Below are 16,637 nucleotides of genomic sequence, written 5' to 3' on the forward strand. Positions count from 1 at the left end.
TTTAAGGGGCAAAGCAACAGCCCCTTTTTCTTTTTATTCCCTTTTCCAAAAATGCTGTTTTTGAGGTTAAAATTATCAAAAATATACTTTTTTGGTTAAAATCAGTAAACGATTGGTAACAAAAATTAAAAATTTTATGATTTTTTAAGCTTTAAATTAAAATTTATAGATTATAATCGTTGTCACAAAACCTTAAAAGGAGAAAAAATGAAACTAACAAAAATTAGTTTAGCCACTTTGGTTGCTTTAGGTGCGTTTTCAAGCGTAGCAAGTGCTACTCCACTTGAAGAAGCTATAAAAAATGTAGATCTTTCAGGATTTGCAAGATATAGATATACAAATACTCACAATAAAGATACAGAGCAAAGTGATGTTACAAAAAAAAGCGAAGCTAATCATCAATTTAGAATGGTTACAAACTTTAAAGCCGCTATTGATGATAATTTCTTTGGAGTTATTGGTTTAAGATATAACTCTGTTGATGGCTCAGGTGATAACGCTAAAACAAGACAAGCAGATGGTACAGATAAAACAGATACAACAAAGACATTTGATGTTCATCAATTCTATCTTGGCTATAAAATTGGCGGTACAACTATCACAGCCGGTAAACAAGCCATTGGTTCATACTTTACTGATGATGCAGTTGGTACAGGTGTAAGAGTAGTAAATGAAGACATTGAAGGTCTTACGCTTACAGCTTTAGCATTTGATGCTATCTCTAGTGAATGGGCTGATGGTGATTTATACAAGAAGGCAACAGGTTCTTTAGACAGTTATGATGTTGGTAATCTATATGCAGCTGGCATAGCTGGCTCATATGATCCAGTAAATTTCCAACTATGGTATGCTAGTTTAACAAACCTAGCTGACCTACTTGCTGCTGATGTTTCAGCAAATTTTGCTATTACTAATGATGTTTCTTTGGGTGCAAGACTTAACTATGTAAATAGCACAGTTGATGCTAGTGCAAAAAGCAAACTAGGATATAACGATGGTAACTTCTATGCTGGAGAACTTTCAACTTCACTATTTGGTTTTGATTTAGCTGGTGGTTATATCGGTTGGAAATCTAAAGATAAAGGTATATCAGCATTTTCATTTGAAGATCAAGGAAGCTTGATTGACGCAGGTGAAGATATATTTGACTGGACATATGCAGAAGGCAAAGGTAACTTCTTCTACGTAACAGGTGCTTATACATTTGATAAATTTACAGCTGGTTTAGACTATGTAAAAGGTACTCAAAAAACATCAGCTGGTGCTGGTAATCCAGATGCAAAAGATAAAGTTGAAGAATTTGTTCCAAGATTTGCTTATCAATACAGCAAAAAGTTGAAATTTAGTTCATTCTACTCTTTCCAAACACATAAATTAGATAATGATGAGAAAAAGAAAGAAGATAAATTCAGATTTGAAGCTAAATACTCATTCTAATTCATAGCTCATTAATCAACTTATGATATAATCCCGGGTCGGAGTAATCTGATCCGGGATTTTTAAATTTAGAGCAAAATTTCAAGGAAAATTATGAAAAGTATTAAAATTTCTTTTTTGGCGTGTTTTTTGGTGGCAAATGCCTTTGCAGCTTCACAAGTCTACTATATAGAAGCTCGTGGTGAGTTTGGTAAAGAACTTGCTGAAATGGCAAAAAAGCAGGCTAATGATAGAAATGAAAAAGTAAATGTCTATGTTGATGAAGATCCAAGACGTTATAAAGATAATAGAATTTTAAAATTAGGCGTTGATAGAAAGGGCAGATATAGTGTTTCTTTGGGTAAGGAGCTTTATGAAAAGCAATGTGCTAGCTGTCATGGCGAGAATGCTGATAAAAGGCCATTTGGTTCAACGCCTCTAAAAAATATAGATGCTAAGGATATTGAAGATAGCATCATCTCTTATAGAAGTGACTCAAGTTTCGGTGGAAGCGGTAAAAATGTAATGCAAAACCAAGCTAAAATTCTTTCAAATAATGACCTTGGTGCGATTCTTGCCTATCTAAAAGGCAAAGATGCATTTGCTGAACAAGACGCAAATGAAAACAAACCAGTCTCTACTCAAACAAAGCAAGGTAGTTATTTAAGATAATTTTCACTTTGATAGCTTTGTCATAATATAAATAAAAGGAAGCAGATGTTAAATCCAAAATCATTATTTTTAAGTATGGGCTCAGCTATCGTTTTGATGATAATCTTTGCCATAGCTAGCGGAGCCGCTACGATAATAGAAAGTAAAACTAGTACAGAAGCTGCATGGTACTATGTTTATGGTGCCAGCTGGTTTGCTATCATTCAACTACTGCTTGGTATAAATTTGACCTATAATATCTTTAGATATAACTTAATCGATCCAAAAAAACTCCCTTCGCTTACCTTTCACCTTGGTTTTATCGTTATCTTAATCGGTGCTGGTATAACAAGATATCTTGGCTTTGAGGCTGATATGCATATAAGAGAAAAAACTCAGTCAAATATCGTTACGACAAAAATATCCTATTTAAATTTAACCGCATTAAACGATAATGGAGAAGAGATAAACGCTGCTTTGCCACTAGGAATTTCTGATGCAAAAAAAGGTTTTGATCTAAAGCTAAAAATAGCAGATAATGAAGCTAATTTAAAATTTAAAGAATTTGTGCCAAATGCAAGTTATAAGTTTGTGGATGATAAAAACGGGCAACCAGTAGTGGAATTTGTGGTTTCAAACGAGAGTGAAAGTGAAGAAATCTTCTTGTTAGAAGAAGAGGAAGCAAGAGTTGCAGATATTAGTTTTATCTTTAATGCTAAGCCAGACGAAAGCAAAAAATATGTGCTTTTTAAATTAGTGGATGGAAATTTTACAGTTACTTCAAATACTGATCTTTCAAAATTTACAATGAGTGATAGCTCAAAAACTGAGTTAAAAGCTGGTAGCGTAAATGAATTTGGCATGGGTAGTCTTTATACTATTTCAAATATAAATTTTGCTCCAAGATTAGTTTCAGCTCATGCCTCAAGGAAGCTAGTTAGCACAAAAGATAGCGAATTTAACGCCTTGATAGCTGAATTAAATTATAAAGGCGATAGTAAAGAGATGCATATTTTTTATAACCTAACAGAGCCTTCACGCTTGGCTGCGGCTGGACAAAAATTTAACGCTTCATGGGGTGCACAGCAAGTTAAACTTCCGTTTAGCTTATACTTAAAAGACTTTGAGCTTAAAAGATATCCTGGCTCAAATTCGCCTATGAGCTATTCAAGTGAAGTTATTGTAAAAGATGATACAAACATGTCTGGGCTTGACTATAAAATTTATATGAATCATGTGCTTGACTATGATGGGTATAGATTTTTCCAAAGTTCATACGATACAGATGAAAAAGGAACCATTCTCTCTGTCAATAAAGATCCAGGCAAGATACCAACTTATATCGGCTACTTTTTGCTTGGGCTTGGCTTTGTGTTAAATGTTGTAAATCCTGGTAGTCGTTTTAGAAAGCTAGCTAAGTTAATCGATAATGAATCAACAAAAGGCGGTAAAAAGATTGTTGCTATCATTGCCATTATGCTTTTAAGTTTAAATTTTAGCTCATTAAAGGCTGAAGACTTTTTGCCTAATATCAGCAAAGAGCACACACAAAAGCTTGCTAGACTTATTGTGCAAAGCTCAGATGGTAGAATGAAGCCATTTGACACTCTTAGCAAAGAAATTTTAAATAAAATACATAGAAGCGAGAACATAAATAGCCTAAACTCGAATCAAGCGATGCTTTCAATAATGGTAACGCCTGATTTTTGGCGAAGTGAAAAAATTATCTCACTTGGACAAAGCAAGGAACTAAAAAAAGAGCTTGGCATAGATGAAAATGCGAAATATGCAAGTTTTAATGATTTTTTTAGAGCCACAAAAGATGGCGGAAGTGAATATAAACTCACAAAATTTGCCGAAATTGCTAATCGCAAGCACCCTGGATCGCGCAATACGTTTGATAAAGACGTAATCAAGATCGATGAGAGATTGAATGTTTTTTATATGATATTTATTGGTGAAATTTTTAAAATTTTTCCAAAACAAGATGATCCATCAAACTCTTGGTATTCGCCTGCTAGTGCAATGATGTACTTTCCGCCTAAGGAGGCCGATCTAGTCATCAATATGATGAGAGAGTATTTTGCAGCAGTTGATGCGGCAACAAAAGATAGTGATTGGAGTAAGGCTGATGCTGCACTTGATAAAATTTCAGCCTATCAGCAAAAGTACGGCTCTGCTGTAATGCCAAGTGAAGAAAAGATAAATATAGAAATTTTGTTTAACAAAATTCAAATTTTTGAACGATTGACGCCGGTTTATCTTTTGGCTGGCCTTGCACTTTTATTTTTTGTTTTTGTTAAAATGCTAGCTCCAAATATTCAGATAAATGGTATTGTAAGAGTTGTATATATTGTAAATTTACTAGCTTTTCTTGCTCATACTGTTGGACTTGGACTTCGTTGGTACATTGCTGAGCATGCGCCTTGGAGTAACGCTTATGAATCAATGGTCTATATCGCTTGGGCTTTAGGATTTTCTGGTATCGTCTTTGCAAAACGTAGCCCTATCGCTCTTGCTCTTACGTCTATATTGGCTGGTGTTACATTATTTGTTGCACACCTTAGCTGGATGGATCCGCAGATCACTACACTTGTGCCAGTGCTTCAAAGCTACTGGCTAACAATACATGTTTCTGTCATTACTGCAAGTTATGGATTTTTAGGGCTTTGCGCGTTACTTGGTGGCTTTACTCTATTACTTATCATTTTGCAAAATAAGAAAAAGCCAAATCCAGAAATTTCTCGCAATATCCTCGAAGCCACCCGCATAAATGAGATGGCTATGATACTAGGACTTAGTTTACTTACTCTTGGAAATTTCCTGGGCGGTGTTTGGGCGAACGAGAGTTGGGGTAGATATTGGGGCTGGGATAGCAAGGAGACTTGGGCATTAGTTTCGATACTTGTTTATGCCGCAGTTCTTCATATAAGATTTATTCCAAAGCTAAATAACCAGTATGCATTTGCAGTGGCTTCATTCTTTGCTTATTGGTCGATTATTATGACTTATTTTGGCGTAAATTTTTATTTAGCTGGTATGCACTCGTATGCAGCTGGCGATCCATTACCAGTGCCTGATTTTGTCTGGATTAGTATCGTGATAATGGTGCTTATGAGTATTTTGGCATTTACAAAGCGATCACTTTGTTCAAGGCTTTAGATGCTAATAAAAGGTCTAATAGTTTTCTTTATTGTATTGCTATTAATTGCAATTTGTGTGTTAATCTATATACTTTTAAGAAATAGGGATTATAGCACCGAAACAAAGGAGCTTGTATTAGAAAAAGAAGAGATAACGATCGAAAAGCTTGAAAAACTTGCGGGTGATAATAGTTTAAGCAAAAACGAGCTTTTCGAACTTATTCAAATCTTTGTAGGAAATTTTAGTATACCAGCTAAAAATAACCAAGTCATGCCAAAAGAGGCAAACAACTATATAAATTTCATAATTTTGATCTGCTCTCATAAAAATTCTGATGCAAAGCTCATTAGTTTTTTAGACAAAGAGGCTAAAAAGAAAAATCCAAGCTACATTGTCGAAATAGAAGAGAGTGAAAAAATCGGCATAGAAAATCGCAAAAATCGTAGATAAATTTATTCAAAAAAGTGTAGTTGAAATATCTTAAAATCAAGCTTGGGATAAAAAATGAGTTCTTATGATATTGATTCTATGTATGTGATATTTCTTATTTTCTTTTCAATCGTATTGCCTATATTTTTGATAATCCCAGCAGGTAGGTATAATATAAAGGTTTATGCGAGTAAATTTGATCTAATCGGATTTCATCTAATTTTTCCAATCATTATATTACCTACTTTGGTAAGTGCTTTTATTTTAGTTTGTAGCTTTTTAAATATTTCAGATTATGCTGGTTTAAGCTTTGTATTCTATGCTTTTTTGATTCTAATGATGGCCTATATAATTTATGGTTTTTATGTTTGTATCAGATACAACTACGGCTTTTTTCATTGCATTGTAGCGCTTTTCTTAAGGTTTAATTATGTTACGCCACTTATTTATCTAATCTTTTTAGGCGGAAAAAACTACAAAGATGACAAAGAGATAACCTCTAAAAATATTAAGGACTTAAAAATTTTTGATCAGTTTAGATTTTCTATTTATAATTTAATTGCTATTAGAAGTTAAAAGTATTTTAAGAGCATTAAAGGTTTTGCAATTAGAGAAAACGCCAAAAAGCAAGAGAAATTTTTACATTTATTTTTTGCTTGGTTTTTAGGTCTTTTTTGTTTTTAAAATTTTAGTCCAAAGCAGGCTTTTGTTTTGTCTTATCGTTTTTAAGCTTATCTTTTTTGGCTTCAAACTCAGCTATTACATTTGCATCAGGAAATAAATATCCATCCTCAATCATCAGATCAACTGCTTTTTTAAACATAGGCAACGCACTTTGAGCACCGAAATAGTAGTAAGGTCTTTTAGGATCCCTTGCTAAAACGCCTATTGTGTAGCTATTGCCTCTTGTGTCATTTACAAAGCCAAAAAATGAGCCATTGTAGGTATTGCTGTATCCACCACTACCTGAGGCAATGTGTGCAGTTCCAGTCTTGCCACCTATCTCAAGTCCTGGCGTAAAGGCTTTTAGTCCAGTACCTTTCTCAACCGTTTTTATTAAAATTCTCTTCATTATCTTTGCGGTCTCTTGTGATATAACTTGAGCTGGCTCGGACTTTGGCAAATCGTATCTTTTTCCATTTCTCTCTAAGTAGGCGACCATGTGAGGAGTAACTTCAATGCCTTTATTATTAAATGTATTATAGGCTTTTAAAAGTTGCATAAATGTAGCTTGCAAGCCGTATCCGTAGCTCACAGTCGCCTTATATGTCGATGAGTTTAGCTTTGTAACTGTTGGCATCATACCTACTTGCTCGTAAGGTAGGTCTATGCCGGTCTTTCTTGAAAAGCCAAAATTTAAAAGTCCTTGATAAATTTGTGGCCCATTTAAACGCTCAACAAGCTGAATCATACCGATGTTTGAGCTATGTACGATTATATCCTCAGCGCTCATAAAAGGCTCTGGATGGGTATCTTTGATTATCCTTTTGCCAAGTTGGTATCGGCCATTATAGGTATTTACAAGCTCAAATGGATTTACTTTCTTCTCTTGAAGTAAGATAGAAAATATAAATGGTTTAAAAACTGAGCCAACTTCATAAGCATATTCGCTAACGGTCGAATTTAGAGCGCTATAATCTTGCTTTCTTATATTCGAAGGATCATACCTTGAGCTAGAAGCTAGGGCTAAAATTTCTCCATTTTTGCTATTCATTATGCAGATGACTAACTCTTTTGCATCTAGAAATTCACGCTTTTCATCTAAAATTTGCTCTAGTTTAGTTTGAAATTTAAGCGGTATAGAAAGCACCGCATTGTAGCCATCTACTCTTGTTGCTAAATTTGAGTCGCTTGTTAAAATGATATTATTTCCAATATCACGAGGCCCTAAAATTTTTGCATTTTGTATAGGAGCTAAATAATCTTCATAATATCTCTCAAGACCTTTTACACCTTTACTTTTTGTAAGTGCATCACTTTCAGTTTTGCTCACGTAGCCAATAGCTGGTGTGAGGGCGTCTTTTGACATAAATTTACGATTTTGTCCACTCTCCATTACTCTCATGCCCTGAAATGAAGCAAGTCCTGTTTTTGGATCAAGGTATGAAACCAAAATGCTCTTGCGATTTAGCTTTCTTGAGAGCTCTTGAAGGTAGGTAGCACCCTTTGCATCAATACTATATGAGAGTGTAACGATGCCTTTTGTACCATTTATGATCTTTCTTACTTTGTTTGGATCGTCGCCGCTGTAAAGCGAATATAGCTTGATAAACATCTCTTTTTTATTAGGATCAATATTTCTAGTATCAAGCATCACTTTGTAGAGTTTTTGGCTTGAAGAGATGCTAAAGCCATCTTTTGTGATTATATTGCCACGAATTGCTGTGTTTATATCGCTTGTTTGAAGCCTAGGAAGCTTTCGCTCGATACTTGCTCTATAAAATATGACAAGTACAAATATTGAAATTCCAAAAGTAATTAATAAAAAAAGTATGGTTATTTTTGATTTTCTGGAATTCATTAATGACTTAAATTTGTGTTCTAGAAATTTCTTTATAAGCACTTAGTGCTTTGTTGCGAATTTCTAGCATAAGCTTCATGCTAGTCTCTGCTTTGCCTATCGCAATAGCAGCTTGGTGAAGATCTTTTACCTCGCCAGTTGCAAGATCGGCTATGGCTTTATCTGCATTGATTTGGACTTTATTTAGCTCTTTTAAAGAGTCGTTTAGAGCATTTTCGAAGCCACCTTCTTCGCCTGCTTTTGCTATTTTATTTGAATTTTCATTTTTATTTATTTTGTCTAAATTTATACTATTTATCATTATGCTTGTCCTGAAATAAGTGATATCGCACTTTGTGCTATTGTTTTTGCATTTTGAAAGGCTGCCACGTTTGCTTGATATGCCCTTGTTGCTTCAAGTAGGTCAGACATCTCAATGACCGGATTTATATTCGGAAATGCGACGTAGCCATTTGCATTTGCGTCTGGATGGCTCGGGTCATATTTTAGCTGAAAGTCCTTATCGTCACGCACCACTTTATCCACGATCACGCTAGTTAGGGCAGGGTGAGCGTTTCTTGGTGAGCTTGGGTCGTCGAGTGGATTTTCATACTCGAGTAGACTTTGTGAGTTTTTAAGCTGATCGTTTAAAATTTTATTAAAGTTCATCTCTTTAAAGATGACCTCTTGCCTTCTGTAAGGGCCACCTTCAGCCGTTCTTGTAGTTTGAGCGTTTGCTATGTTTGAGCTGATGACATTCATCCTGAAGCGTTGCGCGCTTAGTCCATATCCGCTAATATCAAAATCATTTAAGTATGACATCATCTCTCCTAGTTCTTAGCACTTGCGTCTATTACGCTTTTAAAGATATTGCCTTGAGCCTTGTAGGCGCTATCAAGGGCGTTTATCATAACTGTGTTTTTACCCATTTCTGTTGTCTCAACATCAAGATCGACTGTATTTGCGTCGTTTCTAGCCATGTGACCATCACGCAAGAAAATTTGAGCTGTGTCGCTTTTTGGGAAATCAACCGCAGCCATGTGTGCTTCGTTTGTTTTAGCTAAATTTAGTTTTTTACTCTCTGAAACGTTGTAAATTTCATCTGCTTTTTCTTTTAAAACATCTTCAAATCTTATATCTCTAGCTTTATAAAATGGTGTATCAACGTTTGCAAGATTACCAGAGATTAGTTTTTGGCGTAGTTCTCTGCCTGCAAGAGCTGATTCAACAAGTGGGCTAGATTTTGATTTATCTAAAACAAACATTTAAAATCCTTATGAAATTTCATATTTTTATAAGCAAACGATGTTCCAAATATAGGGCAAATTTATTTTGTCTCATAAATTTTTGCCAGATCTTCTTTCATTTTTGTGACTTTTATACCACCAAGATAGTATTTTACCCCGTATTGTCCGCTATCTACGTCTGTTAAAATTTGATATTCGCCATTTTTTATCACGACCTTAAAAGGTAGTGCGATCTCGTGTTTATATTCGATGTCTCTTACGATCTGCTCGGCAAGTCTGTCATTTATCTTTTGATCGTTTGTTATGAAGTAGTAGGCGTTAAATTTTTGCATAAATTCGTGTAAAACATACTCATTTGTGACATTTTCAAAATGAGTTAGTCCAATTAGTGTAAATTTATCTTTGTTTTCAAGCTGATATTTTGTAAGCTCAGCTGCCTCTTTTTGACAAGGCGGGCAAAATGTACCAAAAATATCGATCATTAAAACCTTATTTTCATCATTTTTGATAGCAAAGCCGTGATCTTTTCGAACTAAAGTAAGCTCTTTACCGCTTACATCTACAAGTTTAACTTCTTCATTTGGGCTAAATTCTTTAAAATTTACACTACTGCTTTCATCATCGCCACAACCAAAAAAAGCAAATAAAGTGATTATTAAAACGAGTAAATTTTTCATCTTATCCCTTAAACATATCTTTTTATGGCAGCTCTTGCCTCTTTGTCTGCCTCGCGTCTTTTTAAAGTCTCGCGTTTATCGTGTAAATTTTTACCTTTTGCAAGGGCGAGCCTTGCTTTTACGATATTTTTATCACTTAGATAAAGTGCTAAAACAACCAGTGCTAGTCCATCTTGTGAGACTTGACCGAAAATTTTATCAATCTGCTTTCTATGCATCAAAAGTTTTCTGGCTGCTCGCTCATTTGGACGAAATGCGCTATGTGTAGTCTCAAGATAGCTAATGTGGGCGTTTAGTAAGAAAAGCTCGCCCTTTATGATGCGCACAAAGCTATCTTTTAAATTTGCTCTACCAGCCCTTAGAGCCTTGACTTCGCTGCCTTTTAAAACGATGCCAGCTTCAAAGGTCTCAAGTATGCTAAAGTCATGCAGGGCTTTTTTGTTTTTTGCTAGATCTTTTATCAAAATTTTACCTTTTATTTTACGCTAAATACGCTACTGCCGCTACCACTTAGAAATTTATCTTTAAACTCGTTCATCTGTGGATAGAGCTTAAAGCATGGGGCAAAAAGATCGTTTAGCTCCTCGTTTTTATAAATTTCAAGTAGCTCTTTGCTCTTTAAATTTTGCATCTTTTTTGTAGCATTAACGTCTATGTATTGTAAGAAATTGCTTCTAAATTCTTGATAAACCATCGGTGTGGAGCAAAAAACATTTGGCGTGAAGATATTTAAATCCGGCACTTCGTCATCAAATTTTTCTATGATCTCACCTATACCGCTTACATTTGCTGCCTTGTAGCCACTTACGAAAAAAGCTACATCTGCGCCAATTTTAGACGCTATTTGCATCAAATTTTTGCGTTTTATATTTAAATTTAGCTCATCATTTACCATTAGCAAAAAGGTGGCGGCGTTTGAACTACCTCCGCCAAGACCCGCACCAATTGGGATATTTTTGTTGATGATGATTTTATGAGAGCTAAAAAACTCGTCGAGCTCGTTTGAAAAGCTGGCTCTTTTTAGCTCATCTACCGCTTTTTGAATGATATTGTCTTTTATATCGCGGTTGTTGCATTCTATGGCAAATGAATCTGACTTTTTAAAATAGATTTCGTCAAAAAGCTGCTCACAGAGGATAAAGCGCGATAAAATTTCGTGATAGCTGCCTCTAGTACCAACTATCTTTAAAAATATATTTATCTTTGCAAAGCTTTTCATTTCTCGATTTTTTTAGCTAGCTCGTGGATATCGGCTTCACTTGCAGTTTTTGTGGCATGGATATTTTCGTTTTTGATATCATTTGCTAGTTCGCTTCTTAGTATCATTGTATTTCGTGGCGCTTCGATACCGAGTTTAACAGTATTTTTTGAAATATTTACTATGACAACTTTTATGTCATTTCCTATTAAAATTTCTTCATTTTCTTTTCTTGCTAGGATTAACATTTTTCAACCTTATTTAGAGTGTAATTTATAGTATCATCCGTGATTTGGATTACGCTCATAAATTTATCATAATTTAGCAAATAAATTCCTTGCTTTTGTGTTTCAAAATCGTTAATTTTTAATTTCTTACCATCAAGAATATCGTTTATATCCCCAAGATATGTATTTTTCTGAATGTTTAAAAAATCACAAATATTCAAAAATTTTTCATTTTCGTAGCAAAATTTGCCTTCACTTGTCCTTTTTAATGAGCTTAAAGTTACATTATAACCAAGCTTTTTTCCAAAAATTTCTGCATACGAACGGATATAACTTCCTTCGCTTACGCTTAGACGGATAGTTAAAAATGGGTGCGAATAGTTTAAAATTTGGCTATCAAAAATTTCCATCGTTTCTGTCTTTAGCTCAAATTCTTCGCCGTTTCTAGCTAGCTTGTAGGCTCTTGTACCATTTACATGCTTGGCGCTAAATTTTGGCGGGATGTAGCTTATCTTGCCAGTCAGCTCACTTCTTATGGCTTCTAGTTTTTCTAAATTTATCTCTTTTACATTTGAAATTTCAGTGATATTTTCATTGTCCATGCTAGGACTGCTAGCCCCAAGCCAGATCGTTGCTTTATAGACTTTTGGGCTTTTGTCTAAAAATCTAAAAAATTTCGTATACGAGCCAAAAGCGACTATTAAACAACCGCTTGCAAATGGATCAAGTGTGCCTGAAAACCCAGCCTTTTTAACGCCGTATTTTCTCTTTAGTCGCCCTAAAAAGTGGTTTGAGCTCATGCCAGCTGGCTTATTTGCCACGAAGATGGCGTTCATACGGCCTTTTCCACGAAGCTTGACATTATTTCTCTTACATTGCCACCAAAATTTATGGTCAGTTTAAACTCTTTTTTGATCTTGCTAACCGCGCTCACCCTGCCAATACCAAAAATTTTATGCTTAACCAAGTCGCCTTTTTTAAATTCATTACTCTGTTCGATGACTAGCGAGCCATGCGTTATGCCACTTTCGCTTAAAAATCTACTTTTATTTAGTCTTGTTCGCTGACCTTTGTAAAAGCGCGAATTTGCAAAGCTTAGGCTAAGTGTCTTTTTGGCTCTTGTTATCGCCACATAAGCGAGCCTGCGCTCCTCTTCGATGTCGCTACCATCGCCAATGAGCGGGAAAAATCCCTCTTCAAGGCCGATCACAAAAAGGTGTTCAAACTCAAGCCCCTTGCTCGCATGCACGCTCATAATGCTAATAGTCTCGTCGCTGATGCCGTCTTGCTCGCTTGTTAGCGTGATCTCGTTTAAAAACTCTTCTAGATCAAAGCTTGGATTTTGCTTGATCTGATCTTTTAAAACAGCGTAAAACTCGTCGATGTTCGCCGCTCTTTCAGCACCATCTGGCAAGCTCTCGTAGTATTTTTTCACGCCAAATTTAGCTTCAAATTTATCTATCAGGTCAAAAACCGAGCTGCTTTCTTGAAGCTCTTTTAGGTTGTTTGCAAACTCAAGAAGGGCTGATTTTACCTTTTTACTAAAGGCTTCGTCGTTATCAGAGATGTTTGAGATCGCCTCGTAAATGGAAATTTTACCCTCAAATGCCATCTTTTCAAGCTTATCAAGGCTTACTTTGCCTAGTCCTCGCTTTGGGCGATTTATGATGCGTCTTATTGAAAAGTCATCATTTGGATTATTTATCAGTCTTAGATAGCTTATGATATCTTTGATCTCGGCTCTTTCGTAAAATTTAACGCCGCCTACCATTTTATAAGCGATCTGTTCTTTGTTTAGCCCATCTTCAAGTGAGCGAGAGAGCGCGTTTATGCGGTACAAGATCGCGATATCTTTTGCCTGCACGCCTTTGCTTAAAAGCTCTTTTATATTTTTTGCGATCTTGCCAGCCTCGACGCTCTCATCAAAGCTCTCTAACAAATTTACAGCTTCGCCTTCGCCTTTTGTGCCTACAAGCTTTTTGCCAAGGCGGTTGCGGTTATGATCTATCAGTTCGTTTGCAGCCTTTAGTATCGCCTCACTCGAGCGGTAGTTTTTCTCAAGTCTGATGATCTTTACGTTGCTAAACTGATCTTTGAAATTTAAGATATTGTCTATCTTTGCACCACGCCAGCCATAAATACTTTGGTCATCATCGCCAACCACACAGATGTTTTCGTGGCATAGACAGAGCTTTTTTAGGAGCTTATACTGAAGGTCGTTTGTGTCTTGATACTCATCGACCATTATGTATTTGTAGCGGTTTGAAATTTCTCTAGCAAGATCTTCGTTTTCGTCTAAAATTTTATACGTAAGCCCTAGTAAATCGTCAAAATCAACAAGGTTGTTTGCCTTTAAATAGTCCTCGTACTTTTCATAAATTTGCGCTGCTTGCTTGTAAAAGTTATCCTTGCTCTTGTCAAATGAAGAGAAATTTGCATTTTTATAGACCTCTTCGACGCTTAAAAGTGAGTTTTTGTAGTTTGAAATTTCACTTGACAAAATAGCCGTGGCAACCGGGCTTTCAAAGCTTTTGATGATACGCTTTTTATCGTCTGTGTCGATGATGACGAAGTTGTTTTTTCTGCCAAGCTTTTCTATGTAGAGCTTTAAAAACAAAAGTCCAAATTTGTGAAATGTGCAAAGAAGCGGCGAGTAGTTTTTGCCGCTTTGGCTTAGCATCGCCATGGCTCTACTACGCATCTCGTTGGCGGCTTTGTTTGTAAAAGTAAGAGTTAGTGTGTTTGCCGCGTCTATGCCGACTTCGCCGATGAGATAGGCAAGCCTAGTTGTAATCGTCTTTGTCTTGCCACTGCCAGCACCTGCAAGTATGAGCATCGCCCCATCTATGTGAGTGGCTGCTTCGCGCTGGGCTTCGTTTAAATTTGATAGTAAATTTTCCATTTTTCGCTTTTTAAATTTTCTTTTGATTTTAGCCAAAAATGCTTAAAATTACTATTTTTTCTTAAATATATCTTTATTTTTTGGGTTTTGCAAAAAGACTGAGGCTGATTTTTTAGCGTGATCGACTTGCTTCTCTTTTGGCTTGTAGATAGAGAAATTTACAAGGATCGGGCTATTTTCAACCAAAATTTGAACCACCGCGCCAAGCGGAAACGATACCACTGAGGCAAAATTCTCACTACCAAAGCCAGCCTCAAAACTTAGCTCATCTTGTGTTAGTTTCGCACTCTCAAGCGTATAGCCACCAAGTGAAAACATAATGACTGGCATGCTAAAGCTCCTGCTTATCTCATCTGGTAAGCTTGGCTCAAAGCTAACTAGCGGTAAATTTGCCATAACTGAGAAATTTACCCCTTTTTCAAGCAAAAAATCAATGCACTCATAGACGTGCATCTTCATCAAAAGCGAAAATTTCTCATCATCTAAAATTTCGTCTAACATCTTAATCCTTTGAAATTTCTAAAAACTCATCTACTAGCTTTTTGACCTCGTTTATGCCAATCTGCCAGAAATTTTTATCATCGATATCAAAGCCAAATTTACCTACAAGCTCCTTTGGACTAAGGCTGCCGCCAAGGCTCAAAAACTTGGTGTAAATTTCAACAAAATTTTTGCATTTGCCGCTTTTATAAAGCCCAAAAAGTGCAAGCACTAGAAGCTGCGCATAAGAGTAGGCGTAGCAGTAAAACGGCGTGTGGATGAAGTGCGGGATGTAGCTCCACCAAATTTTGTAGTAGTCATTTAGCGTGATGCTTTTGCCAAACATCTTTTTGCTCTCTCTTAGCCAAATTTTATTTAGCTCATCTAGGCTGATCTCGCCTTCATGTGCGTGCACAGCTCGCTCAAATGTGGTGAAATTTATCTGGCGGTAAAGCGTGGCAAATATATCCTCGATCTTGCCAGCAAGCAGTGAAATTTTCTCTTTTTTGCTAAGGCCGTCTTTAACGTGATCAAAAACTAGCATCTCGCAAAATACTGAAGCTGTCTCAGCCGTGGTTAGCGGAGTGTCTGAGTTTAGGTAGCTTACACTATATGATAGCTTTTGATGCACGGCGTGGCCAAGTTCGTGAGCTAGCGTGAAAAGATCTCTTCGTTGGTTGGTGTGATTTAGCAAAACATAGGGATGCGTGTCGCTTGATCCTGAGTGAGAAAATGCGCCACCTCGCTTGTTTGGCGCTGGATAAACGTCGATCCAGCCGTCACTAAAGGCACTTTTGGCGATCTCGCCAAATTTAGGTGAAAACGCCCCGAACGCCTTTAAAACTATCTTTTTGCACTCATCAAATTTATACTCGCCCTCGCTGCTAAGAGGCGCGTATCTATCGTAGTCATAAAGCTTTTTAAGGCCTAAAATTTCTCTTTTTCGCTCATAAAATTTAGCAACTAGGTCAAAATTTTTTTCAGTTACAGCAATGAGCGAATCAACGCTTTTTTTAGTGATTTGATTTTCAAGGTGTCTTGACTCTTCAGGAAGCTTGAAATTTCTAAGCTCGCAGCTTGTTTTTAGATCAGTTTTTATCATATTGTATATGTAGCCAAGAAGGTGCTGGTGTTTGCTAAGCTCGTTTGAAAGGCTCTTAGCGGCTAGTTTTCGCACGCTTTGATCGTTATCATGAAACTTGGCTAAAATCTCTTCTTCATTTAAAAGCTCACCTTTAAATTTAAACCTCATTTTGCTCATACTCTCATCAAAAAGCCTTGAAAAGCCCTCAGCTCCAGTGCTTGCAGTGCGAAGCAAGACCCTTTCTTCGGCAACACTAAGTTGGTGCGGTTTTGCTTTGGCGAGGTTGCTTAGATAGTAGCCGTATTTTTTAGAGCTTTTTATGATCTCTTCTTGTTTTTTAGGGCTAAACTCATTAAATTTGATCTCAAAAAATATCAAATTTTCATTTGCTTTTGTCGCTATCTCATCGATCTTTGCATAAAACGCTCCCTTGCTTGTATCTTTGGCAAAATTTAAAAAAGAATAGGTCATTACTTTTGAAATTTTAGCTATCAAGCTTTCATATTCGCCAAATGCCTTTAAAAATTCATCTGTTTTTAAATTTTCATAATTTTCAAGGTATTTATCTTTAAATTTTTTGCACTCTTTTTGTAAATTTAGTGCGTTTTGCTCGCACTCTTTTTCGTTTGCAAAAAGTGCTTTTAGATCCCAAATTTGCATATTTATCCTTTAAATTTTTGGG

The 16,637-nt window shown here is 36.0% G+C and carries 17 protein-coding genes; 5 read left to right on the forward strand and 12 right to left on the reverse strand.

Translation table 11 applies throughout. From position 1 onward, the window contains the following. Window positions 1-207: 207 nt before the first annotated feature. The 5 genes from CVT17_RS03545 to CVT17_RS03565 all read left to right on the forward strand — a co-directional run bounded on the left by CVT17_RS03545 (window position 208) and on the right by CVT17_RS03565 (window position 6,216). Window positions 208-1,437 carry a major outer membrane protein gene (locus tag CVT17_RS03545; RefSeq protein ID WP_107858707.1) on the forward strand — a complete coding sequence of 410 codons (1,230 nt, stop codon included), beginning with the start codon at window positions 208-210 and terminating at the stop codon, window positions 1,435-1,437. A gap of 93 nt (window positions 1,438-1,530) precedes the next feature. Next, on the forward strand, window positions 1,531-2,088 hold the full coding sequence (locus CVT17_RS03550) for a c-type cytochrome (RefSeq protein WP_084040670.1): 558 nt from the start codon (window positions 1,531-1,533) through the stop codon (window positions 2,086-2,088). 45 nt (window positions 2,089-2,133) lie between these two features. Further along, entirely contained in the window at window positions 2,134-5,229 is a 3,096-nt protein-coding gene (gene ccsA / locus CVT17_RS03555) for a cytochrome c biogenesis protein CcsA (protein ID WP_107858706.1), read from the forward strand. Between the two features lie 57 nt (window positions 5,230-5,286). Then, window positions 5,287-5,661: a fatty-acid--CoA ligase gene (locus tag CVT17_RS03560; protein WP_223154653.1), complete on the forward strand. Its 375-nt coding sequence runs from the start codon at window positions 5,287-5,289 to the stop codon at window positions 5,659-5,661. Between the two features lie 54 nt (window positions 5,662-5,715). Beyond that, window positions 5,716-6,216, forward strand: coding sequence for a hypothetical protein (locus CVT17_RS03565; RefSeq protein WP_223154470.1), 501 nt, complete (start codon window positions 5,716-5,718; stop codon window positions 6,214-6,216). Between the two features lie 112 nt (window positions 6,217-6,328). Here the strand turns inward: CVT17_RS03565 and CVT17_RS03570 are convergent, their stop codons facing one another. From CVT17_RS03570 to CVT17_RS03625, 12 genes are all read right to left on the reverse strand, one after another. Next, window positions 6,329-8,161, reverse strand: a complete 1,833-nt coding sequence (locus tag CVT17_RS03570; protein WP_085657837.1) for a peptidoglycan D,D-transpeptidase FtsI family protein — start codon at window positions 8,159-8,161, stop codon at window positions 6,329-6,331. A gap of 7 nt (window positions 8,162-8,168) precedes the next feature. Beyond that, complete coding sequence (fliE, locus tag CVT17_RS03575; protein WP_021090507.1) at window positions 8,169-8,462, reverse strand: flagellar hook-basal body complex protein FliE; 294 nt, start codon at window positions 8,460-8,462, stop codon at window positions 8,169-8,171. Then, window positions 8,462-8,962: a flagellar basal body rod protein FlgC gene (flgC, locus tag CVT17_RS03580; RefSeq protein WP_107770528.1), complete on the reverse strand. Its 501-nt coding sequence runs from the start codon at window positions 8,960-8,962 to the stop codon at window positions 8,462-8,464. The genes fliE and flgC overlap by 1 nt, the downstream gene beginning before the upstream one ends. Window positions 8,963-8,970: 8 nt before the next feature. Next, window positions 8,971-9,405, reverse strand: coding sequence for a flagellar basal body rod protein FlgB (gene flgB / locus CVT17_RS03585; RefSeq protein WP_107770527.1), 435 nt, complete (start codon window positions 9,403-9,405; stop codon window positions 8,971-8,973). A gap of 62 nt (window positions 9,406-9,467) precedes the next feature. Continuing rightward, window positions 9,468-10,064, reverse strand: coding sequence for a thioredoxin (locus CVT17_RS03590; RefSeq protein WP_107858705.1), 597 nt, complete (start codon window positions 10,062-10,064; stop codon window positions 9,468-9,470). Window positions 10,065-10,072: 8 nt separating this feature from the next. Beyond that, entirely contained in the window at window positions 10,073-10,525 is a 453-nt protein-coding gene (smpB, locus tag CVT17_RS03595) for an SsrA-binding protein SmpB (RefSeq protein ID WP_107770551.1), read from the reverse strand. 14 nt (window positions 10,526-10,539) lie between these two features. Beyond that, entirely contained in the window at window positions 10,540-11,283 is a 744-nt protein-coding gene (locus tag CVT17_RS03600; RefSeq protein ID WP_107770526.1) for a 4-(cytidine 5'-diphospho)-2-C-methyl-D-erythritol kinase, read from the reverse strand. Further along, a complete protein-coding gene (csrA, locus tag CVT17_RS03605) occupies window positions 11,280-11,510 on the reverse strand; it encodes a carbon storage regulator CsrA (protein ID WP_021090864.1) in 231 nt (76 codons plus the stop codon). The genes CVT17_RS03600 and csrA overlap by 4 nt, the downstream gene beginning before the upstream one ends. Further along, window positions 11,504-12,325 (reverse strand): tRNA pseudouridine(55) synthase TruB, encoded by an 822-nt coding sequence (gene truB, locus CVT17_RS03610; RefSeq protein WP_107770525.1) that lies wholly within the window; start codon window positions 12,323-12,325, stop codon window positions 11,504-11,506. Before truB ends, csrA begins: the two co-directional genes overlap by 7 nt. After that, window positions 12,322-14,391 carry an ATP-dependent helicase gene (locus CVT17_RS03615; protein ID WP_107770524.1) on the reverse strand — a complete coding sequence of 690 codons (2,070 nt, stop codon included), beginning with the start codon at window positions 14,389-14,391 and terminating at the stop codon, window positions 12,322-12,324. The genes truB and CVT17_RS03615 overlap by 4 nt, the downstream gene beginning before the upstream one ends. Before the next feature lie 51 nt (window positions 14,392-14,442). After that, window positions 14,443-14,892 carry a hypothetical protein gene (locus tag CVT17_RS03620; RefSeq protein ID WP_103604911.1) on the reverse strand — a complete coding sequence of 150 codons (450 nt, stop codon included), beginning with the start codon at window positions 14,890-14,892 and terminating at the stop codon, window positions 14,443-14,445. 1 nt (window position 14,893) lies between these two features. Continuing rightward, complete coding sequence (locus tag CVT17_RS03625; protein WP_107858704.1) at window positions 14,894-16,615, reverse strand: M3 family oligoendopeptidase; 1,722 nt, start codon at window positions 16,613-16,615, stop codon at window positions 14,894-14,896. Between the last annotated feature and the right edge of the window lie 22 nt (window positions 16,616-16,637).

This window comes from Campylobacter concisus (genome assembly GCF_003048775.2).
In the GTDB taxonomy this organism is placed as follows: Bacteria; Campylobacterota; Campylobacteria; order Campylobacterales; family Campylobacteraceae; genus Campylobacter_A; species Campylobacter_A concisus_I.

Bases quoted from the DNA above. Each gene is read 5' to 3' on its own strand.
- CVT17_RS03545 (WP_107858707.1), top strand. From the start codon at position 208: ATGAAACTAACAAAAATTAGTTTAGCCACTTTGGTTGCTTTAGGTGCG.
- CVT17_RS03550 (WP_084040670.1), top strand. From the start codon at position 1,531: ATGAAAAGTATTAAAATTTCTTTTTTGGCGTGTTTTTTGGTGGCAAAT.
- ccsA (WP_107858706.1), top strand. From the start codon at position 2,134: ATGTTAAATCCAAAATCATTATTTTTAAGTATGGGCTCAGCTATCGTT.
- CVT17_RS03565 (WP_223154470.1), top strand. From the start codon at position 5,716: ATGAGTTCTTATGATATTGATTCTATGTATGTGATATTTCTTATTTTC.
- CVT17_RS03570 (WP_085657837.1), bottom strand. From the start codon at position 8,161: ATGAATTCCAGAAAATCAAAAATAACCATACTTTTTTTATTAATTACT.
- fliE (WP_021090507.1), bottom strand. From the start codon at position 8,462: ATGATAAATAGTATAAATTTAGACAAAATAAATAAAAATGAAAATTCA.
- flgC (WP_107770528.1), bottom strand. From the start codon at position 8,962: ATGTCATACTTAAATGATTTTGATATTAGCGGATATGGACTAAGCGCG.
- flgB (WP_107770527.1), bottom strand. From the start codon at position 9,405: ATGTTTGTTTTAGATAAATCAAAATCTAGCCCACTTGTTGAATCAGCT.
- CVT17_RS03590 (WP_107858705.1), bottom strand. From the start codon at position 10,064: ATGAAAAATTTACTCGTTTTAATAATCACTTTATTTGCTTTTTTTGGT.
- CVT17_RS03600 (WP_107770526.1), bottom strand. From the start codon at position 11,283: ATGAAAAGCTTTGCAAAGATAAATATATTTTTAAAGATAGTTGGTACT.
- csrA (WP_021090864.1), bottom strand. From the start codon at position 11,510: ATGTTAATCCTAGCAAGAAAAGAAAATGAAGAAATTTTAATAGGAAAT.
- truB (WP_107770525.1), bottom strand. From the start codon at position 12,325: ATGAACGCCATCTTCGTGGCAAATAAGCCAGCTGGCATGAGCTCAAAC.
- CVT17_RS03615 (WP_107770524.1), bottom strand. From the start codon at position 14,391: ATGGAAAATTTACTATCAAATTTAAACGAAGCCCAGCGCGAAGCAGCC.
- CVT17_RS03620 (WP_103604911.1), bottom strand. From the start codon at position 14,892: ATGTTAGACGAAATTTTAGATGATGAGAAATTTTCGCTTTTGATGAAG.
- CVT17_RS03625 (WP_107858704.1), bottom strand. From the start codon at position 16,615: ATGCAAATTTGGGATCTAAAAGCACTTTTTGCAAACGAAAAAGAGTGC.